General features: G+C 48.5%; 20 protein-coding genes and 1 pseudogene. 8 read left to right on the top strand and 13 right to left on the bottom strand.

The window, feature by feature from the left end; genetic code table 11:
• Positions 1–6: 6 nt before the first annotated feature.
• Complete coding sequence (locus tag ACES2G_RS10595) at positions 7–339, top strand: DUF4242 domain-containing protein (RefSeq protein WP_374000131.1); 333 nt, start codon at positions 7–9, stop codon at positions 337–339.
• A 69-nt stretch (positions 340–408) separates the two neighbouring features.
• On the opposite strand, the pseudogene ACES2G_RS10600 reads toward ACES2G_RS10595, so the two are convergent.
• A pseudogene (locus tag ACES2G_RS10600) lies at positions 409–1,379 on the bottom strand (deoxyhypusine synthase family protein).
• A 212-nt stretch (positions 1,380–1,591) separates the two neighbouring features.
• Positions 1,592–2,644: a class I SAM-dependent methyltransferase gene (locus ACES2G_RS10605; protein ID WP_374000132.1), complete on the bottom strand. Its 1,053-nt coding sequence runs from the start codon at positions 2,642–2,644 to the stop codon at positions 1,592–1,594.
• Positions 2,645–2,773: 129 nt separating this feature from the next.
• On the opposite strand from ACES2G_RS10605, the gene ACES2G_RS10610 reads away from it, so the two are divergent.
• Positions 2,774–3,616: a hypothetical protein gene (locus tag ACES2G_RS10610; protein ID WP_374000133.1), complete on the top strand. Its 843-nt coding sequence runs from the start codon at positions 2,774–2,776 to the stop codon at positions 3,614–3,616.
• A 139-nt stretch (positions 3,617–3,755) separates the two neighbouring features.
• On the top strand, positions 3,756–4,529 hold the full coding sequence (locus tag ACES2G_RS10615; RefSeq protein ID WP_374000134.1) for a hypothetical protein: 774 nt from the start codon (positions 3,756–3,758) through the stop codon (positions 4,527–4,529).
• Between the two features lie 11 nt (positions 4,530–4,540).
• Here the strand turns inward: ACES2G_RS10615 and ACES2G_RS10620 are convergent, their stop codons facing one another.
• Genes ACES2G_RS10620 through ACES2G_RS10630 form a run of 3 tightly spaced genes read right to left on the bottom strand, consistent with a single transcriptional unit; the run spans position 4,541 to position 6,328 of the window.
• Positions 4,541–4,690 (bottom strand): hypothetical protein, encoded by a 150-nt coding sequence (locus ACES2G_RS10620; protein ID WP_374000135.1) that lies wholly within the window; start codon positions 4,688–4,690, stop codon positions 4,541–4,543.
• Positions 4,687–5,544, bottom strand: a complete 858-nt coding sequence (locus tag ACES2G_RS10625; protein WP_374000136.1) for a ThiF family adenylyltransferase — start codon at positions 5,542–5,544, stop codon at positions 4,687–4,689. Before ACES2G_RS10625 ends, ACES2G_RS10620 begins: the two co-directional genes overlap by 4 nt.
• Positions 5,525–6,328: a TatD family hydrolase gene (locus ACES2G_RS10630; protein ID WP_374000137.1), complete on the bottom strand. Its 804-nt coding sequence runs from the start codon at positions 6,326–6,328 to the stop codon at positions 5,525–5,527. Before ACES2G_RS10630 ends, ACES2G_RS10625 begins: the two co-directional genes overlap by 20 nt.
• Positions 6,329–6,407: 79 nt before the next feature.
• Between ACES2G_RS10630 and ACES2G_RS10635 the strand changes: the two genes are divergently transcribed.
• The gene (locus tag ACES2G_RS10635) at positions 6,408–7,463 is read left to right on the top strand and encodes a hypothetical protein (protein WP_374000138.1); all 1,056 of its coding nucleotides are present in this window, start codon (positions 6,408–6,410) and stop codon (positions 7,461–7,463) included.
• A 162-nt stretch (positions 7,464–7,625) separates the two neighbouring features.
• Here ACES2G_RS10635 and ACES2G_RS10640 read toward each other — a convergent pair whose 3' ends face one another.
• Positions 7,626–8,297 (bottom strand): DedA family protein, encoded by a 672-nt coding sequence (locus tag ACES2G_RS10640; protein WP_374000139.1) that lies wholly within the window; start codon positions 8,295–8,297, stop codon positions 7,626–7,628.
• A 98-nt stretch (positions 8,298–8,395) separates the two neighbouring features.
• Here ACES2G_RS10640 and ACES2G_RS10645 point away from each other — a divergent pair, with 98 nt between their 5' ends.
• Positions 8,396–9,247: an RluA family pseudouridine synthase gene (locus ACES2G_RS10645; protein WP_374000140.1), complete on the top strand. Its 852-nt coding sequence runs from the start codon at positions 8,396–8,398 to the stop codon at positions 9,245–9,247.
• A 1-nt stretch (position 9,248) separates the two neighbouring features.
• Here the strand turns inward: ACES2G_RS10645 and ACES2G_RS10650 are convergent, their stop codons facing one another.
• Positions 9,249–10,172 carry a hypothetical protein gene (locus ACES2G_RS10650; protein ID WP_347357490.1) on the bottom strand — a complete coding sequence of 308 codons (924 nt, stop codon included), beginning with the start codon at positions 10,170–10,172 and terminating at the stop codon, positions 9,249–9,251.
• Positions 10,173–10,319: 147 nt separating this feature from the next.
• Between ACES2G_RS10650 and ACES2G_RS10655 the strand changes: the two genes are divergently transcribed.
• From ACES2G_RS10655 to ACES2G_RS10665, 3 genes are all read left to right on the top strand, one after another.
• Entirely contained in the window at positions 10,320–11,504 is a 1,185-nt protein-coding gene (locus ACES2G_RS10655; protein WP_347357489.1) for an endonuclease/exonuclease/phosphatase family protein, read from the top strand.
• 151 nt (positions 11,505–11,655) lie between these two features.
• On the top strand, positions 11,656–11,961 hold the full coding sequence (locus tag ACES2G_RS10660) for a BrnT family toxin (RefSeq protein ID WP_374000141.1): 306 nt from the start codon (positions 11,656–11,658) through the stop codon (positions 11,959–11,961).
• Positions 11,945–12,196, top strand: coding sequence for a hypothetical protein (locus tag ACES2G_RS10665; RefSeq protein WP_347357487.1), 252 nt, complete (start codon positions 11,945–11,947; stop codon positions 12,194–12,196). The genes ACES2G_RS10660 and ACES2G_RS10665 overlap by 17 nt, the downstream gene beginning before the upstream one ends.
• Before the next feature lie 67 nt (positions 12,197–12,263).
• Here ACES2G_RS10665 and ACES2G_RS10670 read toward each other — a convergent pair whose 3' ends face one another.
• The 6 genes from ACES2G_RS10670 to ACES2G_RS10695 form a co-directional block, all read right to left on the bottom strand.
• Entirely contained in the window at positions 12,264–12,497 is a 234-nt protein-coding gene (locus ACES2G_RS10670) for a hypothetical protein (RefSeq protein ID WP_347357486.1), read from the bottom strand.
• A gap of 196 nt (positions 12,498–12,693) precedes the next feature.
• Positions 12,694–13,644, bottom strand: coding sequence for a hypothetical protein (locus ACES2G_RS10675; RefSeq protein ID WP_374000142.1), 951 nt, complete (start codon positions 13,642–13,644; stop codon positions 12,694–12,696).
• Between the two features lie 83 nt (positions 13,645–13,727).
• Positions 13,728–14,912 carry an RNA methyltransferase gene (locus ACES2G_RS10680; RefSeq protein WP_347357484.1) on the bottom strand — a complete coding sequence of 395 codons (1,185 nt, stop codon included), beginning with the start codon at positions 14,910–14,912 and terminating at the stop codon, positions 13,728–13,730.
• A 228-nt stretch (positions 14,913–15,140) separates the two neighbouring features.
• Positions 15,141–16,208: a hypothetical protein gene (locus tag ACES2G_RS10685; protein WP_347357483.1), complete on the bottom strand. Its 1,068-nt coding sequence runs from the start codon at positions 16,206–16,208 to the stop codon at positions 15,141–15,143.
• 15 nt (positions 16,209–16,223) lie between these two features.
• Positions 16,224–18,578 (bottom strand): hypothetical protein, encoded by a 2,355-nt coding sequence (locus ACES2G_RS10690; RefSeq protein WP_374000143.1) that lies wholly within the window; start codon positions 18,576–18,578, stop codon positions 16,224–16,226.
• Entirely contained in the window at positions 18,568–19,827 is a 1,260-nt protein-coding gene (locus ACES2G_RS10695) for a hypothetical protein (protein WP_347357481.1), read from the bottom strand. Before ACES2G_RS10695 ends, ACES2G_RS10690 begins: the two co-directional genes overlap by 11 nt.
• Positions 19,828–19,933: the final 106 nt, after the last annotated feature.

A 19,933-nucleotide genomic window follows, 5' to 3' on the forward strand; every position in this document is an offset into this window, starting at 1 on the left:
GGAACTATGCCTAAGTATGTCATCGAAAGAAAGGTGCCCGGAGTGGGTCACAGCACACAGGAAGAAATGGAAAAAATGGCGCAAGTTTCAAATGATGCTCTCAGAAAACTAGGCGGCGAGGTTCAGTGGCTGGAAAGCTTTGTGACTGACGATTCAATCTTCTGCATTTATGTGGCACCAAACGAAGAAGCCGTAAAAAAACACGCTCAAATGGCAGGTTTTCCTGCGGACCGAATACTCAAGGTCGAAACTGTCATGGATCCGGCCTTCAGCGAACCGTCGATACCAGCCAGCATGGCAAGTAAAGACAAAAAATACGACAAAAGCATCCGACAGTAACAACTCAGCAAATGAAAAGGGCTCCATTTCTGGAGCCCTTTTAACGAACCTATATGTAATATTCCGCTACTACATGCCTAGTACGTAAGCAAAGATCAGAGGCGCACAGATGGTCGCATCGGATTCAACGATGTAGCTTGGAGTCGATGGGGCCAATTTACCCCAAGTGATTTTCTCGTTCGGGATCGCACCAGAGTACGAACCGTAAGAAGTTGTGGAATCAGAGATCTGAGCGAAGTAGCTCCACAAAGGAACATCTTCGTGGCCCAAATCCTGTTCAAGCATTGGAACCACGCAAATTGGGAAGTCACCAGCGATACCACCACCGATTTGGAAGAAGCCCACTGGAGCTTTTTAGAAGCGCCCATGTACCACTCTGCCCAAGTCTTCATGTACTCGATACCACCTTTAACAGTCGTGGATTTCTTGATGTCGCCTTTAATGCAGTGACCAGCAAAGATGTTACCCAAAGTCGAGTCTTCCCAACCCGGAACAACCATTGGAAGGTTCTTTTCAGCCGCAGCCAACAACCAAGAGTTTTTTGGATCGATTTGGTAGTACTGATTCAATTTGCCGGAAAGAAGGATTTTGTACATGAACTCATGCGGGAAGTAAGATTCACCTTTAGAGTCCGCCTCCTGCCAGTACTCAAGAACGACGTTCTCGATACGACGGATGGCTTCTTCTTCAGGGATGCACGTGTCAGTAACACGGTTCAAGTGCTTTTCTAGAAGCTTTTGTTCATCAGCCGGAGTCAAATCACGGTAGTTTGGAATACGCTCGTAGTGATTGTGAGCAACCAAGTTGAATACGTCTTCTTCAAGGTTCGCACCTGTGCAAGAGATCGCGTGAACTTTACCTTGGCGGATCATTTCAGCCAAAGAAAGACCCAGTTCTGCTGTAGACATGGCACCTGCCAATGTCACAAGCATCTGGCCACCGTTATCCATGTGAAGTTTGTAGCCTTTAGCAGCATCTTTCAATGCAGCGGCGTTGAAATGACGGTAGTGATGTTCGATAAACTGAGTAATAGGACCCATGATTTCTCCTTGTTATTAATAAAAGCTGAAAAGCTTCAAGGAGGAACTGCGTCCCCGTTTAAAGATTTCTAGCTTTCATCAAGTGCAATGGAAACTACCAGAAAAGATCGAAAACTCAAGCACAGAATGACTTTTGAAAAAGAACACCCTTCCCAGAAAAATCCAATCCTTTAAAGCCCTTATCCCGCCTCCCCGAATCGCAAAATCCCACACTACTCTGCGGGTTTACGAGCCAACAAGGCCTTGGCAAAAAAGCCCTGATCCTTCAGTAAATCCTCAAAGCCTGCCGCAGCAAGAAGGCCTTCCATCGGATTTTGCGTGTAGTTCTTGTAAAAAGGCTCGTGAAAATCTACCGGAAACTGCTCCAGGGCCCATTCAAAATCCTTCGTGTCTTCTTTTTGAAGTGAATCCACCAGTCCATAACATCCGCCAGCCTTCAACACACGATACCCTTCAGCAATCGCCTTGCGGCGGATTTCGTGAGGCAATTCATGAAACAGGAAGCAAGAATAAACCAAATCAAACCTTCCATCCTGAAAAGGCAGCTCTTCTGCCGCCCCTTGCACAAAATCCAGCCGATCGAAGTCATGCAAATTATCCTGTGCCTTCTTCAGGTAGGGGTAACTCAAGTCCAAAACCGTGACCTTAGCTTTGGGATAAGCCATCTTCATAAATCGCGTCAGCCGGCCGGTTCCGGCCCCCACTTCCAAAAAGTGCAGCCCCGTGCCGTCTCCGGGCAATTTTTCTTTAGCCAGCGGGATCACCAACCGGCGCATGGCATCGGCGGATCCCGAGAAAAGAATTTCGACCTGGTGCTCGTACAAATCCGCAGATTCCTTGGTCAGATAGCCGCCGGTTTGAAAATGAAAATTGCGTTGATAGTATTCAGGAAGATCCTTCAAAAAACTTTCGGCCTCTTCGTTGAAATCGCGGGAGTCCTTGCCCAAGCGCCTTTTTGAAATCGCATAGCCGTCATAGATAATGCGTGGATAGCGCAGAAAATGCTGTGCCACTTTTTCTGGTTTAAGAACATCAACGGGGTAATGCCCTTTGGCGATGTTCTCGCTATCCTTCTTTAACAGATTAAAAAGCTCCGTGTAAGCCGCCCGCATCTTCTGTGGCTCCAGGGCATGATGGGATTTACGACGTCCGGTGGTGATGAACTCAAAGAAAGGCAGAGACAACTGTTGAGCGGCGAAACTGGCCGACCTCGCCAAAGAATACCCCAGGGTGATTTTATCCTGATAAGGAATCTTGATCTTCATAGGCCACCTCCACTCTTCAATTCTACTGCCGCTTTGAAAGAAAACTCAAGTGGTGTCACTTCGACTTGGCACATCCTTTGTAATGACCAGAAACGCTCCTGAAAGGGAGTGTTTTCGGGAGGGGAATCCATGAATCTAAAAACCACTGCTTTAACTTTAGGAATTTTATCACAACTCTGTAGCCCGCTGACTTGGGCCGCTGATGATGCGAAGGTTTCGCGCAGCCTGGAAGAGGTCACCATTGCCAAAGAACAAACTCAGCTTGTAATGAGGCAGGTCATTTCCAATGAACAAAAAGAACGCCTTCGCTATGTCTCTGACCGCCTGACTAGCGCCGAAGAACTTCTTCGCCAGGCCTTAAATGGTGGTGGCGGCAACAATCCCCGCCCTCCTCAATATCCAAGCTCCGTTGAACTTTATCATTCTGACAGCTGCTCAGGAAACCTGATCGCCCGTGTGAATGCCTACACATCCTGCCAAAGCTTTTCACAAGCTCAGGCCACTTGGGGAGTTAAAATTGACGGCCAATGCCTAAATATCGACGATATGCCGACCGTTCAAGCTTGTGAGGCCTTCAAAGTTGGCAACTCACCAGCCTCTGTAAGTATTCACCATTCCGATTCTTGCAGCGGACAGGAAATCGCTCTGATCTCACCAGAAACCCAGTGCAGCGGCCTTGAAACAACCGGGACTGCGGCATGGGGAATCAAAGTAGGAGGCCAGTGCATCAACATCACCGACACGGCTCCTGCCAAAGCTTGCGAAGCCTTCAAAAGCGCACGCAGCCCCCAAGCCGTGAAGATCTATCATTCCGATAGCTGCAGCGGAAACCTGACGGCTGTGGTGGACTACACCACACGCTGTGAAAATTTGCGCGGGCTTCCCGATGCCTGGGGTGTCGAGATCAACGGTCGCTGCGAAAACATCAGCGACGTCGACATCGTCCAAGCCTGCGAAAGATTCAAACTCTAGTGAAATTTGGGCCCACCTTGAATTCACAAACGTTTCAAGTTGGGCCATTCCCATGCGAAGAAAAAACACATTTTTCAAAATTTTAAAGGCTTTATTAAGGAGGATCCACTAGAAAACCGAAAAGTTATTCGGAGGCCCCATGAAGACTTTGTACGTTTTGTTCTGCCTAGTCCCTTTGGTATTTTCAACGGGCTGTGCTCTGCAAGCTCAGCTAACCCCTGCTGAAGCCAACTCCGCTGAAGGTGACACAAATCTTGGTTCTTCACAAAGTGGATTCACCGCTGTTTTCAAAGCCAACAACACCCATTTACTGGGCGTTTATGATGAGAATACAACTGCGGCTACTATCAGCGGTTCCTGTAAACCCGGCGATCTCATCACAATTCTTAGCGGGGAAGATCTTATTAAAAACAAGTCCGTCTTCTGCTCGAGCGACGGAACCTGGTCCGCCATTGTGAACCTCAGCAACTATCCGGGATACAGCACGATCGATGCTAATGCTATCACAGCCAGCACCCGTGGCAGCACAAACGCTTCCGCAAGCGTTCTCTTTACTTACTCCCCCACGGCTCTTCCCAGTCTTGGAGCCGGAACCGATATCTCCACTTATGGTGGCAAAACAACGCTATCATTCGTCGTGGGTGGACAAGCCGGCACGATAGGTCTGTCCAACAGCATTTCTCACATCGGTCTGACCCAGAAAAGGCAATATAAATATCGTATTGAAATCTATCGTTCGGGATCTTCGCTTTTGAATCTGGGAGAATTGACAGAGCTGTCAACACGGATAGAAATCACATCACCCTACACATGGCAAAATGGCGACACCATCAAGGTGACGCCATTTGATTCTTCCGGAGACCAGCCGAGTATCAGCATTTCAATCCCGGATCCACAGGGTGTTGCCGCTTAAAAAAGGTAAACTTAACTGTTCGTCGAGGCCGCAGCCACAGAAGCTGCCGCTTTTCTTTTGGCTTTACCTTCTTTGTACCAATGCCAGAAAGTCGCTCCGACAAAGATAAAGCTAAAAAGAATAATAAACGCTAATAAAGTGAACCAGGCAAAGACGATCATTTCTTTTCTGCCTCTCCCCATACTTGCGCATGGATTTCTTGAACAATGTGGGAAGCCAGATGCAGGCCGAATGCCCCCGTAACAAAGCTTGCCGTCCCCCAGATCACGTTACGGCTGTCACAGTTGTGCAGATCGTTCTGACCTTTCGGGCACACGCATTTGAAACCCTGGCCGTGGTCGTAATTCAGCTCTACCGGCTGAATCGGAGTTTCGTCAGAGAAGAAGCATGGAATGCCAAAGTTCTTTTCAGGGAAATCAAACTTCTGACGCAGAATCTTACGCACCTGAGACGCCATCGGATCCCCGTGGGTCGCGGACAGATCCGCTTTTTTAATGCGTAATGGATCCATCTTCGCAGCCGTTCCACCCGTGGTGACAACTTTGATTCCGCGTGCGCGGCAAGTTGCCAGCAAGTGAGTTTTCGCCGTCAAATTGTCGATCGCATCCACGATATAGTCCGGCTTGTGCGCCAACATCGCTTCAGAGTTTGTTTCGTTGTAAAATTCCGGAATCACATTCACGGTGTTCTGTGGATTGATCTTACGCAGACGCTCGCCCATAACTTCGGCTTTTTTCTTACCGACCAAACCTTGCAAAGCATGCATCTGGCGGTTGGCGTTGGTAATACAGATTTCATCGAAATCCACGACAGTCAGCTTACCCACTCCAGAACGCGCCAAAGATTCCGCAGCCCATGAGCCCACGCCGCCCAAACCAATCACCATGACATGAGTATTAAACAGACGCTTCATCACTTCATCACCCACTAAACGACCCATACGGTCGAAGCGGCGGTGAAGCACGTACTCCGTTTCTGGTGGTTGAGGCAGATTGTCAGTTTGTGTGGTTTCCATAAAGTCTCCGAAAGTTTGCAGTAGTGATATCTAATATTTCCATAGGATCAAGGGATTTTAGCTCCCCTATAGTTCTTGCCACCTCCCAGATGCTTTCTGGAGGATTTAAGCCGCCTTTATAGGCAGGTGGAGCCTGATCCGGGCTGTCGCTTTCAATTAAAAGCTGTTCCAGCGGTATTTCCCGCACTGCTTGGTGCAACTTTTGGTTGTCCGGGCGACATACCGGCCCCCCAACAGACAGGAAAAGCCCCCGTTTCAAGAACTCCAGAGCTTTGCCGGCACTGCCATTAAAAGAATGCACCATGCCTTTTTGCTTTGGAAGGCCCCAGACGTCCATAATTCGCAAGCTTTCCTCGTGCGCCTGCACCAGATGCAGCACCAGTGGCTTCCCGGTCATGTGCCCCAATTCCAACTGTTGCTCAAATACGTCAATCTGTCGTTCCCGGGAATCCTTCATGATGTGAGGTCGGAAATCCAATCCCAGCTCCCCCAAGCCTTGCGCTTGCGGCAACAGCCCCGCCAATGCATCCAGAGCGGCTTCGCACTCGTCGTCGTCATGATCTACAACCCAGTAAGGGTGCAGGCCAAAACACAATCCGATGTGAGTGGGATATCTCTTTTTCAGCTCGATCTGTCGGGCCCAATCCTCAGGCCCCACGCCCCCTTGCATAAAGAAGGCAATCCCGCGTGTGCGAGCACTTTCAATCACTTCATCAACTTGACCGTCCCAACGTGAGTCAGCCAGGTGTCCGTGGGCATCGACCCAACATCCAAATCCAACCATAGGTCCAGGTTATATCGTGAAATCCCAGACTCGAACAAGGGCGAAGTTCCACCGATATATGAACGGTATAGGAGTATGTATGAAGCATAAATTACGCCTGGGTTTTGACGTTACTATGGAAAAGGGTGCCACTTGGAAGCCTCTCAAAGTGCAATTCTGGAATCAGGAAGCTGCTTATGAGAAATTCAAGGCTTCGGAGCCCTTCAAGTACATGTCAGATGCTTTGGTGGGTTTGTCATTGATCAAACTCAATCACTACATCAAAAGCCCGGTGGCAACTCCCCATCTGGATTACAACTTTGCGACGGAAGCTTGGAAAGGCTTGGACCCGCACACAGAGTTGTACGACAGATCTTCTCCTCGCGTGCGCGCTTTACAATCCCACATTGCCGTTGTGAACCCAGAAATTTGTGCTGAATTTGAAAATCACTTCACCGAGCACTTTGAAACTGCTTTGAAGCCCTGGGGCGTTGATTTAACGGCCTTGTGGCCACTGCTCGACAGCTTCTCTTGGTTTGAAAACAAAATGGGTCAGCCTTTGATGTACAACTTTGGCCTGAATTTCTCTAAGCCCTTCGTGGACAAACTTCAGTATTTGTATTCCTTCCTTTATAACCTGCGCAGCCTGGTGGCGGTAGACCACAATGCTCATGTGGAAGATCCTTCCCACGAGGGTGTTAAAGTCGATGCAATCACAGACTATTTGCCGCGTGCTGAGTACGTCGTGAATGATGCTTTGTTGTACTGGAACTTTAAAAAGTTCTCTCAGCCGTTCAGCGGTCCTAAAACTCCGGACACACGCGTAGACAATTTGTTTGTGAACCCGATGGAAAAGGCCTTCCAAAAGTACTCCCACAATGCCTGCCATTTGGTGAATAACCTGCCAAGCAACTTCATCAACTCCTTGAATCCCATGGAACTGGAAGAAGCCTTCTATCTGGTGCAAATGGATTGGCTGTTGGGCTCCCCGGCTGGTTTGCTGTTCAAAATCCGCGAAGAGATCTTTGCTCTGCAAAGTGGTTACGAAAAGATCTTCTGGAAAGATGTGGAACCGAAGTTCCACTCAAAACCTGTAAGCCTGCACTTGTGCTGCGAAATCACACCAGAGGTCGTTTACGGCGAAAGTGCTGCCTAATCAGATTGCTTAAATATAGGAACAAAAAAGCCCAGCTTCGCGCTGGGCTTTTTTGTTTCTAGTACGCTGTAACATTCATTTTATACAAGGCGCGGCCGACGAAGGCGTACTCCCAGTACGTCGAGGAGGTCGTAACGCAGTAGAAATGAATGTTACAGTGTGCTAGCGGCTGGCGGCTTTGGCGATCCAACGCTCGCGGATCTTTTTGATGACGAAATACACCAACAGAACAGCGATGATTCCGAAAACCACCAGCTTGAACTGACGAAGATACTTCAAGATAGGCTCCCCGTAGTGCGCCAACAGATAAATCTGCGTCGGCACACTGATCAATGCGGCAATACCGTCGATCACCAGGAACTTCCATACAGGGTATCTCAACATCCCGCAAGCCAGATGACCTGGGAAACGGAGACCTGGCGTGAAACGGAAAATTCCGCACGCATAGGCGCCGTATTTATGAGTCCACTCTTCCACACGTTTCATCATGTGCTCTGGGAAGAATTTATGAACACGCGGATGATACAGAAGCTTTCGCCCGAAAACCCGTCCTATAAAATAAATTAAGGTGTCACTGGCAACAACGGCGGTGAATGCAATAATCGAAGCGGTGTGAACATTAATAACAGGGGCCCCCTCAAAGGGCGGCGGGAAATGTGCAGGATGCGCCCCCATAAAGGCCAAGATACCGACACTGATCAGTGTCACTTCCTCAGGCAGCGGGAAACCAACGGCAGACAATGCCATCATCGCAATCAGTCCGGCGTAAACCATGCCCGGCTGATAGGCGAACTGAGACATCCATTGAAATATTGGCTCGTTAGCAAACTCCAAACTGCATTCTCCTGAGGTCCTTACTATGAATTAAACAGTCCCACTTGAACACCATTACCACACCGTGCTATGTGTCTTTCTCACAAGAAGATTTAAGTATGCAGAGTGCCAGAGGATTTGAATACGGAGTCAGACATATTTTAAGCCCTCAGTCTGGTGGGCTTTGTGATGTATTATTAGGCAATCTGGAACTAGATCGCGATCAAATCCTGTTTCTGCTTCAGCTCGGCGCGATCTATCACAATCATCAGCGAGTTACGGAGAATTCCTCGGTTTCAACTGGTGACTATATTAGGGTCCATACAAAGCCCCGACGCTTTCCCGCAAATGATGGACATTGGTCCTCGCGTATCATTTTCCAAAACGAACACTTTGTCGTCGTGAACAAAATCTCGGGCCTGCCCGTTCATGCCAGTGTCGATAATCTGCACGAAAATCTGCAATCCTATCTGCAACAAACCCTGAAGCATCCTGTTTATGTCACGCACCGCCTGGACGTGCCCACTCGAGGCTTGATTGTGTATGCGAAAACCCCTGAATTCCAAACCGAGTTCAATAAGCTCTTGATCCAACGAGAAATGCACAAGATCTATCGCGCTCGCGTGCAAGGACAGAATCTGACCACGGGACCGCTTCGTCATTATATGGAGCCTTCTCCACGTGCACCTAAGGTGGTCAGCAAAGAAGTCCAGCAGAAGTGGCAGGAATGTCTTCTTGAGATTCTTGATTTTTCTAAACTGGAAAACAATCAGGGACTGGCAAAGATTAAACTGCACACCGGGCGCACCCATCAGATTCGCGCACAGTTAGGGGCTGAAGGACATCCTATCGTCGGTGATTTTGCGTATGGAGCAGAAAAGCTGTGGGATGAAGAGCGGATCGAGCTTGAGGCCTGCGAGCTGGCATTTACCAACCCGCTCACAGGTGAATCTCACGAATTTAAAATCTAAACTAGAACAAGAAGGCGTTGGTCATCAGGAAGTACTGAGTGTTCTCTGGCTGACCGAAAGCGATATCTTTACCGCGATATGAATTTAGGATCGTCGTATTTGTTGCACCCACCAGGAAGTTCAAACCACGCATTGGCGGACGGATAGCGAAAGCCACTTGGTAAAATGCTTTCGTCACGTGACGGGCTTCCAACTGCTCCACTGCAGAGGAATGATACCAGTCTTCTTCCAGGCCGATACGCGGCTTGAAAGAGAAGTACTTGTTAATGTCAGCCGCGATCTCCAGATATTGTTCCAAAGAAGCTTGTTTGTTGGTCTGACGTGGGTCTGTCACATAGTTGCCATCCGGGAACTGTGGAATATCGTTGTTGAAGCTGGCTGTGCGGCTCTGCCAGAAGAAGTCAGGCTTGATACCGTAAGAGATGTAAGAGAAACGACCGATGGAATAATCGAAGAACATTTCCAAACGCAATTTTGCAATCATCCCGGAGTTTTCAGCGTACTTGCTTGTCGGTAGATACAATTTCGCGTTACCCGCCAAATCCACATCACCAATATAGCCCAAGTCATAGTTGGCATAAGCGATGTGAATGTCGGACAACTGAGCTTCTTGTTTTACTTGGTCGCCGTAAGCATTCTGACCGGCGGTATTGAATGTGAACGGAACACGCAGGGAAACTTTTTGGTCAGCGTTAATTTTGTAGTTGGCGCTGAGGTAAGTGTAAGAATCCTGAGAGCGGCCATCGGTCTGCTTTTTACCTGGTTTCATGTTGGATTGGGAAGCCACCGAGAACAGTGTGAAGTTCCAGTTTCTGCGCAGAGAATCTCCGACTGACATCACCATGCTTTCTTCACGCTCTTGAGCTAAAGCGACGGTTCCAATACAAGAGAAAACAAGGGATAGGGCCAGGGCCTTTTTCAGCATGAACGCTCCTCAGTGACAAAATTCGGGTGAAATATGCCATATCGCACCACGTTACACAAGGGCCAAAATTTAGACGGCGTGAGTCTCAATGAATTCCTAAAACTCTTTCAACTTGAGTCCCCCTCCCCCATCCCTTACAACTGAGGCATGAAAAAATTACTGCAACTTAAGAACCTGACCCTTGCCCTTCTTTTGTCCCTGCTTGTCGGCTGTGCCGTCACCTTTAAAAAGGCGGAGTTTAGTCTTCCTCCAAAAGCCGCTGACGAGATCGCTGTGATGTCTTTCAACGTCGAGAACTTGTTCGACACGACTCACGATGCGGATCGCAATGACTATACCTATATGCCTTTGTCTGCGAAGCAGGACCCTGCCGTTCGCCAAGCCTGCAAAGATAATAATGACAGCGGCTATCGTCTTTCTGAGTGTCTTTCCACTGACTGGAGCGAGACTCAGCTTGATAAGAAGTTGCAAAACCTTTCCAAAGTTGTTCTGGGTGTGGACGGCAACGGTCCGGATGTCTTGATGTTGATCGAAGTTGAGAATGAAAACGTACTGAACATCTGGAACAAAAAGTATCTGCAAAAAGCCAACTACGGCACCGTGGTACTGATCGAGGGCCCAGATAAACGCGGTATCGACGTCGGTTTGATGTCTCGTCTGCCAGTTGTGGGCAAACCAGTTCTGCACAAAATCCCTTGGAAACCTAAGAACGATGAAGACAAAAAATGGATGGAAGCATCCCGTGGTGTTCTGGAAGTGACTTTGAAAGCTCCAAACGGAGACCCTATCACATTCCTGACTGCCCACTTCCCATCCCAGGCCAATCCCACTTACTGGCGTCAACAGGCGGCTGAATTTGTCGCTCAATTGATCAAGGACAAAGGCCCTAACACCATGGTGATCGCCGGTGGCGATTTGAACATCACTCACGACGAAGAAGACAAAGAAAAGATCTTTGCGAATACATTCTCTCCGGTCGGTGCAGTTTCCCACTTCGTGGGTTGCAAAGAATGTCCGGGCACTCACAATTATCGCAAATCCTGGTCTTTCCTGGATGCCCATATTTATTCCAAAGCTTTGTTGGCTGACGGAACTGGCAGCTACAAAATGGAGCCAGGCACGATCGATGTGATTCGTTACGATGACGTTCACCTGAAAAAAGGCAAATACCCACTACGTTGGGACTATGACCGCATGATCGGGGTGGCCGATCACTTCCCTCTTTATGTACGTTTAAAACAGCGTGGCGAGGCGAAGACGCCGGTGAAGGATGAAGCTCCTGCCAAGGATGCGAAGCCTGCTAAAGACGCTAAGAAGACGAAAAAGAAATAAGCTTTAAAAGCACCAAATAAAAAAGCCGCGAGAGATCGCGGCTTTTTTCGTTTCTGCCGAATCACGCCCTCTATTAGACTCCAAATCCAACCTATTGCCGTTCAGCCACCCTACCAATCTTGCAAGCTCTTCTATTGAAAAAGTATATACAATGTATTACAATAAGGAGGTTGCTTTGGAGTTCGAGTGGAACTCATCCAAAGACAAAGTCAATTTCAGAAAGCATGGCATTTGGTTCGACGAAGCCAAAACCTGCTGGGCGGACTTACACTCATTGGAGTTCTTCGATGAACCTCACAGTGAGCAGGAAGAGCGATATTTGAAGCTGGGGTTTTCCCTTAAAGGACGCCTGCTCATCACGGTCTTTTGTGAACGCAAGGACGGAATTACAATCCGTCTAATCTCTTCACGAAAAGCCACCGACAAGGAGAAAAGATTTTATGAAGAAAGATTATGATCTTAAAAATCTAAAGCAGAAGAAAAGTCGAACCACTTCCAAAGAGGACGTGAGCAAAACGCTGATCAGTCTGCGGATAAACACCAATGATCTGGTCGATATTAAGTCGGAGGCCGAACGTCTGGGCATCCCCTATCAAACCCTGATGGGAAGCATCTTACATCGCTATATTACAGGAGAGCTGCTGGACAAAAAAGGCGCTGAGATACTCAAGATGATCAAAGATGTGTCTTAAAATAAGAAGCTGCGAGAGATCGCGGCTTCTTATCGTTATTAATTTTGACGAACTAATCAGAAGGAAACTACTTCCAACGAACGATGCTATCTAATTCCTTTATAGCATCGTTGACTGCGACCTGCAAATTCACCGGAAGAGTGTTGATATCAAGTCCTTTCAAGACGACCTGCGCATCACCAATCAGCTCTCCTCCTGTGGCAGCCCCTTCAATAGCTTCTTTGAGAGACAGTGCATTTTCTGACAGTCCAGCCTGCTCCAAAAGATCCACTAACACGTAAAGGTTCTTAATGTGCTGCATACATCTCCTTATAGAAAGTCATGTCTGTCCAAATAAGCCTCCTTTGGATAACCACTTCAAGACCTCGTCCAAAAAAAGAAGCAACACACTCGACTCCACAGCCATTCTTTCTCCACATTATCCGAAATCCGCCCTTCAAAACAAAAAAGCCGCGATCTCTCGCGGCTTTTTTTGTGTCTTCTTTTTAAAGTGCTAACTAGTAGATCAGCAGCAAAGAAAGATCGATAGTTGGGCGGGAACCACAAGCTGCGTAGGTAGACTTGAAGCTTGATTGAGTCACTTCAATGCCTTCAGAAGTGGAGATCATGTTTTTAGGGGTTTTACCTTTCAACGCTGACTCAAAAATCGCCACATTGCAAAGCCCTTGAAGTTCAACAGTCATCTTATTGGCTTTCAAGGTTGTTGACCAAGGCTTGCCGTTTTCCTTCATATAATCCAACTTCGCATCCAACTTAAGAGCAGAAGCTTTTCCAGCCAGAAGCTCGTCCAAAGACACTTCCAGTTTTTCAGAGAATTCATACTGCTCACGAGTCGCAGCATTCTTCAAACGACCGTTGATAACACCTTTTGCTGTGATGCTGACTTTCAGAACTCCGCCTTCATTCAGCGCTTCAACAACCGCTTCGTCCTCGTTCATGTTCACAAAAGTCTTTTCAAGATTCTTCTGATCCAAAGAGGCGCGGGATTTTGTGGAAACAGCCTTCACTGTCGCAACCTGTCCATCCACGTAAGTCACGTCGATCTTCCAAGTTTTGCTAAGTGTGTTGCTGAATTCACCTTTGCTTGTGGTGTAGTTCGTAACCACCTTGTCCGCCACCAAAGTCACAGAGTCACTGCCATCATCACGTTTCTTCACATCGGCTTTATAAACAGACTTGTGAACATCCTGAGAATCCAAAGCGTAGCGAAGAACTTCCAGGGCCTCGAGCTGTTTACCAACGACAAGCGTGGTGCTCGCAAAAGAACCAAACTGGAATTTGAATCCGGTCTGACCTGGCTTGGAAGCTTTACCGCTCTTACGGTTGTTCTGAGCAATAATACGATCGCGGGTGGCTTTGTCAGTGATGGCTTCGTCCTTCGGCGTACAAGCTGTCGTCAGAAGGGCAGAACTCAAAAATACGGTGGAAAGTAATTTGGCTGTTTTCATGGAAAAGGAATGTAGCCGGAATCCTGCCAAACTTCCAGAGGGACCATTCACTGTGCCGTAAATTCTAACCATTTCCTGAAAATTTACAGGCGTGTCAAAATAGTAAACAGGCAGCGCAGGCCACCGTTATTGACCCTAACCTCTTTAAATAGCTTATAGCCCGCCGGGACCACCGAAAGACGCTCTTTTTCCGGATACAAAACCCCTAGCTTTTGTGGCTTATGACGCAGGCAGAGTTCCCGAACAAGGGCCTTCAAGCCCCCCTGCTCAGCCACCGGAAGCCTTTCCCCATAAGGAGGGTTGACCACCAGCCACACCGGGCCGTCCTCGGAGGTTTCCAGCTTCAGGGCATCTCCGTGGATAAACTTATGTGGGGCCGGTGCAAATCCTGCTCTTTGAACCACCTTCATTTGGCGTTCGACCTCGGCAAAGTTCTTCTCTGCCGCCGGGATCATATCTGCGTCGATGTCATAGCCAATATAGGATTTAAAAGGCACACGCACAGGCAAAGTGTAATTCAAAGCAAAGCTCGCAGACGCAAAAAGCTTCGGCGCCCGCTTCCATTTTTTAAAGGCATAATCACGCGCGAACTGCCCGGCCCACAGTGCACGAGCTTCCGCCAAGAAAGTGCCAGAACCCATCATCGGGTCAAGAAGAGCAATCCCCGCCAACTCTGCTGGAGTCGTGTTGCCGATCATTTCTTCCAATAAAAAGGCTGCGATGGTTTCCCGAAGCGGAGCCTCGCCCTTTAGAACCGACCATCCACGTTTATGTAAGTGCTCGCCAGTGGAATCCAAACTGATCGTACAAAGGTCATCGTCCATACGAATATAAATACTCGCACAGGACTCGGGTCCCATTTGGCCTTTGAAGATTTCTGTCAGCGCTGCTTCGGCACTTTCCTGCAGGCGCTTTTCGTTGTTCAGGCGACTTTTCTGCGCAGCCACTTCCCAGGTCACATTCGCATGCGGCAGGAAATCCAGCCAAGGCAGGCTTTTAAACTTTTGATAGAACTTCGGAAGATCTTTCGCTTTGAAAGAAGTCATTCGCAGCAACACACGATTGGCGGTCTTTAAGAAGAAATTCAACTGCAAGCCCGTGAAAAGCTCGGCCTCAAACTCCAGCCCGCCCTCAAGCACGGCGACCTCAGGAAATGGCAGTGTATGAGGCTTGGCATCCTTACCCAAAAGATACGGCCAGATTTCTTTCATCTCTGCCAAAGCCCGTTTTTCAAAATCCAAAGGTGTCGCAACAAAAAACTTATTCAAGAGGTACCTGCTTACTTCTGCCGAAGAGCCACAAAAAGAATCGGCGTTCCTTTTTGTAACACACCATAGCCAGAAAAAACAACCAGGCACCTTTTAGGTATTTTTTTCTGAGTGCAGCCAAGGTCCCAGATGCAAGGCGGAGGAGACCCGCGCAGCGCAGGCGTGCTAACTGCACGTCGAAGCGAGCAGGTCGAACGACAACGCAGTCAGATGGGGCCTTGGATGCGCTCAGAATCTCCAGTAGGCGTCGAAGAGGATGTAGTATCCATCTTCCGGAGCAAACTTGACAGAGGTGATATTGGTGGAGTTCAGGGATAAACTGAAATGGAACTGATCCCAGATTTTAACGTAGCTGAGATAGCCCCCGACCGCTTTGGATTCGAAGTTATAACTCGGGCCCAGCAGCACGCGGTTCCAGTCATCAAGAATGAACTCATAACCGGTCTGGAAGGAGCTGGTTCCCAGGGATTTGATCGCCGTGGCGTTCTGGGCATCTTCAAAACTAAATAGCGCTACGGATAATAGCGTGTGCGAGATCACACTTTCTGACGAGATGGAATCCCAGTAGATATTCAAATTCAACGTCGATCGGGTCTCAGAGGGGATGCGCGCGAAGTTCAAACCAGCGGCAAAGTTGTTCGAGGCGGATTGATACACCCGCATCTTTCCCGTGGCATTGTAAGCACCCAACAAATCTGCCGGGATGATCGTGGAAACAGTCAACCACTCTTTCCAGCCATAGTTGACCTGACCAAACCAAGTGATTAGATACTCGCCTTCCCATAATGTTTCGGCCGTCTCGCCCACAGCAATACCTTGAGTGAACAAGGGCTTGTATTTGGAGGAGGTCTCTTTGGTGCCTTTTTTAATGATCAGGTCGGTGGTGCCTTTGTATTTGTGATTTTCTGAGCTCAGATCCAAGTGCATGATCTGATCGCCGATCTGGATGAAGTTCATGCGGGACTGGCGGAGTAATTCACATGTCAGCTCGTAAGTGCCGTCTTGCTTGTTTTCAATCCCCGTCACTTCGACAAAGCCCACAATTCCCACCGCTGGGGTTTGCGACTCGATGGCCACGATTTCACCGATAAACCAATCACTGGCGGTACTGATGACCCTCAGAGTTTTATTATCGACGAAGGAGTCAATACGGCCTCGCGCTTCGTATTGAAGCTTGGGCAGATCAGAGGCTGGCTCGCGAATAATGATCGGCACTTCCTCGTCCATGGACGAAAAGGCCTGTGCCGAAAAAGACACGAACAAAGCTGTGAAAACCGCAAGGGACCGCCAAAGCATGTCCCGAAGCCTAGCTTACTTTCCAGCCTTGTTCAATTGATCCTTCAATGTGCCAAAAAGACGGGCGATTTCCATGCGCTGGGCATCGTCAAGACCCCAGAGTTTACTGAACTGGAAGCCCAGAATGCCACCAGCCCCCGGGATTTCGCCATAGAACACCAGATGGGCAAAGCCCTCTTTGATCAGGAACTCAAAGGAGGTCGGGCTGACTTTCTTAAAGAACGACATAAAGCGTGGCGCCGAAGAATAAACCTCATCCAAGGAAAGTCCTTGGTTGTTGTCGGCATCATAGATCACCATCACGGTTTCGATATAATGCAGAATCGTAACCATGGTTCTGACGTTGGCCGTTTCAATCAGGCCCGGCTTCTGATTCGTTGTCACCGAAGCATTCAGAAGGAATGCAAAGAACTGATTCCACTGCGTGTCGTTCAAGCCGCGCACATAGTTCACCATACCTGGAAGGTTGTTGAAATAAACCCCGATATGCTTGCGCAACTGTGTTTTGAAGCAGGCCTCTTTCATATAGGCGAAACCAAAGACGTCCGTTTCAGCCACGTTACACTGAGCCAGCTCCATGTGCTTGGAAACCGCATTGGACGTGGAAAGACCGGCAGAGAATAAAATGCTCACGAACTCGAAGGTTTCCTTTTGATCCATGCCATTGTCACCGTTCCCGCTGAACGTGAAGAAGTTGGCTTCCAGGAAACTGCGTGAACCGGAATTGGCTGAGCGTGGATCAAAAGCCTTTAACAACAATCCTAATTCTTGGAAGTCCTCATACCACTGCACCAAACCTTTTTCGCTCATTGCTGCCTGATTCAAACGCCCCGACACACGATCGCCGTAGCCCAACAGCAGCATGCGCGACAAAGCCCGCATCAGATTGAACTTGGTCAAAGCTTTCCAACTTTGCTTTGCATCGCCAGAAGCAATCACCATGCGTCCGTCGGCATTAAAGCTCACCATACGAGGATTTTTTAGCAAATCCCCGAGGTCGAGCCATGAGTCCTGCAAAGCTTTCTGTTCAAACACATCCTCACTCAGACCCTTTTCGATAACCGTCATCTTATCGAATTTTTCATAGGATTGAATCAGTTGCTTCTGAGTGACACTGCCACCGAAGTCCTTAAATGGCAGGAAGTCGATAAAGCTTTGATGCAAGCGCCAGATATTCAGTTCACGCTGCACACTGAGCAAATGCTTTTTCTCCAGCCCCAAAAGACCACGGGAATCCTGCAGGCGCGCCGGGTCCAGGATCTTCATCAAGACCACTTTGTAGGTTTTGGTGATGGCTTTATAGTAGCTTTCCTGACGAGCTTGTTTTTGGACCTCATTCAAAGTCGCATCCACAGGCAAAAGAGATGGAAGCACCTGACGAATCAAGTTGTCGATGTCCTCAACCGGAATACGGCCCGCAGTCTTCATCTGATGCGAGTTCAGCAGCAGATCCAGGCCCTGCTTGATAAACTGACTGGTCTGACGCAATTTCGCGGGGTCGTTAAACTCCAGATCCCCGATTACATAGTAATATTTCAATGCCAATTCATAAAGATCCAGCAGCGTATCCAGACTTTCGCTCCACTGATAAAGTCCTGCGAAGTTGGCACGCTTCCCCATCAGCACAACTTTGACGGATTCTACCATCGGAACCCAACTGCTGTATTTCTGATAAGGAGCAAAAGGCTCCTGCCCTCGGATAAATTCCGCAAAACCACTTAAAGCCCGTTTGGCGTCCTCAAAGCTGTAATCGGATTTCGCGATCTGAGTTTTTTCCAGCAAGCGCTGCAAGGATTTACGCAACTGCCCGATGGCCGCTGAAATTTGCTCCCACTCGGCTTTATTTTCCAGGTTCTGATCCAGCAAAACCTTCACATGCGGAGACAACTGAATGGATTCATCGCGCAGCAACTGCAGAATTTCCACCAGACGCACGATTTCGTCTTTGGTGATATGCCCTGCCGAACCACCCAGAAGAGCTTTTTTGATTTTCATTAATTCGGCAGCAAATTCCGGGGAAACATTGTTCTTTTTCAGGAAGTATTTCCCGAAGAACTTACGCATTTCCTCGACCGTATAGGCATCCTGCAAAGAACCAAAGGTTTTTTTATTAAAGTACGTCAAAGCCTCGGTCATGCAGTTGAAGCCCTCTGTGATTTCAGAAGACTTGGCTTCACCGATAGAGAATTTTTCCAGATGCGATGGGATTTCCTGCAAACAGGCAAAGCGCTTGTCCGAAAACTCGATCACTTCAGGTTCGATTTTTTTGCCATTCAGGAACTCACTGCAGCCGACGGTGCCTGCCGATATTGAAACCGCCAACAAACAACCCAAAGATTTGCGCCATAACTTGAGAGCTTTAGAAGACATACGCGGCCCCCAACATCAGTCGGTCGTTATTCACAAACTGAGCAATTTCATTTTGATTGTCTTTATCTGCCGGGTCCGCTTTCACCAACTGGGCTTCACCGATAAAGGACCACAATCCCGACACACGGAATCTGGCACTGACACGAATCAAATCAAACTTATTCTTCTCAGAATGAGTATAGCTAAGCTTCGTCATCAGGCGTTTGGTTTTGCGGAAACTGAAGTTCCCCATCACTGACACCTGAGTGGCCTCCTGATAAGGATAGCGGGTCATCAAAGCGGCACGCTTGTCACTGGCAAGCTCGCCTTCTTCCTTCACTTGGCCACCGACGATATCAAGATGTTGCACGGCCACGCCAAAGGCCCCTGTCGCCCACTCAATAAATGGACTGACCAGAACGGCGTCTTCAAAGACGGGATGGGTCCATTTTTCCTCGAAGATGTCATCTTTGCTGGGCTTGTCATAAAGACCGCTCACGCCGAAGCGGAAACGTTCGTACTTGTAACTGATATCGCCACCCACCAAGGAGTGATAGAAGACCTGCGGCTGCAGATTCACAGCCCCTTTAAGTTCGGCGACATTCAGGTTGCCCTCATAGCCGACCGCCAGTTGGTTGGCCGGTTTATAAGTATAAGCCACCTGCCCACGCAGCCCTTGTGGATCACCAAAAGACAGCTTCAAACCAAAGGAGTTTTGCAAGACCACCTGGCTTTCACTGGGCTTTTCAAATTTATAGTCGATGGCCGTGGCTTCCTGCCAAATACGAATACTTTCTGGAGGGCGGCGGAACCACGGGTTGCCTTTTACGAAGGTCCCGTCCTCGATCTCAAAGCTCGGGCCCTGATCCGGGATGTACAGAGGAGATGCGAACAAAACCAGAGTATAATACGGTTTATCCACCTGCCAGAAAAGACCGGTCAAACCCTGATTTTCAGCATTTAAAGGATTCCACTTAAAGAGTGGTTCCCACACACCCAAGTCCCAGCGGGTGTCGAGTTCATTCCAGAGCATTTTCTTACGCCCCAGATAGAAGGTCTCGGTTTCGCTTTGGCGGCTTTGCACATAGAATTCAGAGATATTTAAATAATTTAAAAGCGGAGCTCCAATAGCGACCCCTCCGGCCACGTCCATTTTCAGACTGTCTTCAGAGAAAGGATCGGTTTTGATCTGGGCACCAACAAATTGATAGTTGGTCTTTTCGGCTGACTCAAACGTCGGGCTGATAAAGGAATCTGAGAATAAACGCATCTCGGTCTGCACCTGAGCAGATGCACACAACGGGGTCAAAAGCAGTGCTATCGACCCTATCCAAGATGCTAAATAGGCCCCCAAAACGGGGACTTGTTTGAAAGCC

It is taken from the genome of Bdellovibrio bacteriovorus, assembly GCF_041888015.1.
GTDB lineage: Bacteria > Bdellovibrionota > Bdellovibrionia > Bdellovibrionales > Bdellovibrionaceae > Bdellovibrio.

What these genes read in the sequence shown, in the direction of transcription:
- ACES2G_RS10625 (WP_374000136.1), bottom strand. Translation starts at nt 5,544, where the DNA reads ATGGAAACCACACAAACTGACAATCTGCCTCAACCACCAGAAACGGAG.
- ACES2G_RS10645 (WP_374000140.1), top strand. Translation starts at nt 8,396, where the DNA reads ATGCAGAGTGCCAGAGGATTTGAATACGGAGTCAGACATATTTTAAGC.
- ACES2G_RS10685 (WP_347357483.1), bottom strand. Translation starts at nt 16,208, where the DNA reads ATGCTTTGGCGGTCCCTTGCGGTTTTCACAGCTTTGTTCGTGTCTTTT.
- ACES2G_RS10650 (WP_347357490.1), bottom strand. Translation starts at nt 10,172, where the DNA reads ATGCTGAAAAAGGCCCTGGCCCTATCCCTTGTTTTCTCTTGTATTGGA.
- ACES2G_RS10695 (WP_347357481.1), bottom strand. Translation starts at nt 19,827, where the DNA reads ATGCGTTTATTCTCAGATTCCTTTATCAGCCCGACGTTTGAGTCAGCC.
- ACES2G_RS10675 (WP_374000142.1), bottom strand. Translation starts at nt 13,644, where the DNA reads ATGAAAACAGCCAAATTACTTTCCACCGTATTTTTGAGTTCTGCCCTT.
- ACES2G_RS10630 (WP_374000137.1), bottom strand. Translation starts at nt 6,328, where the DNA reads ATGGTTGGATTTGGATGTTGGGTCGATGCCCACGGACACCTGGCTGAC.
- ACES2G_RS10595 (WP_374000131.1), top strand. Translation starts at nt 7, where the DNA reads ATGCCTAAGTATGTCATCGAAAGAAAGGTGCCCGGAGTGGGTCACAGC.
- ACES2G_RS10635 (WP_374000138.1), top strand. Translation starts at nt 6,408, where the DNA reads ATGAAGCATAAATTACGCCTGGGTTTTGACGTTACTATGGAAAAGGGT.
- ACES2G_RS10670 (WP_347357486.1), bottom strand. Translation starts at nt 12,497, where the DNA reads ATGCAGCACATTAAGAACCTTTACGTGTTAGTGGATCTTTTGGAGCAG.
- ACES2G_RS10665 (WP_347357487.1), top strand. Translation starts at nt 11,945, where the DNA reads ATGAAGAAAGATTATGATCTTAAAAATCTAAAGCAGAAGAAAAGTCGA.
- ACES2G_RS10655 (WP_347357489.1), top strand. Translation starts at nt 10,320, where the DNA reads ATGAAAAAATTACTGCAACTTAAGAACCTGACCCTTGCCCTTCTTTTG.
- ACES2G_RS10660 (WP_374000141.1), top strand. Translation starts at nt 11,656, where the DNA reads ATGTATTACAATAAGGAGGTTGCTTTGGAGTTCGAGTGGAACTCATCC.
- ACES2G_RS10605 (WP_374000132.1), bottom strand. Translation starts at nt 2,644, where the DNA reads ATGAAGATCAAGATTCCTTATCAGGATAAAATCACCCTGGGGTATTCT.
- ACES2G_RS10690 (WP_374000143.1), bottom strand. Translation starts at nt 18,578, where the DNA reads ATGTCTTCTAAAGCTCTCAAGTTATGGCGCAAATCTTTGGGTTGTTTG.
- ACES2G_RS10610 (WP_374000133.1), top strand. Translation starts at nt 2,774, where the DNA reads ATGAATCTAAAAACCACTGCTTTAACTTTAGGAATTTTATCACAACTC.
- ACES2G_RS10615 (WP_374000134.1), top strand. Translation starts at nt 3,756, where the DNA reads ATGAAGACTTTGTACGTTTTGTTCTGCCTAGTCCCTTTGGTATTTTCA.
- ACES2G_RS10620 (WP_374000135.1), bottom strand. Translation starts at nt 4,690, where the DNA reads ATGATCGTCTTTGCCTGGTTCACTTTATTAGCGTTTATTATTCTTTTT.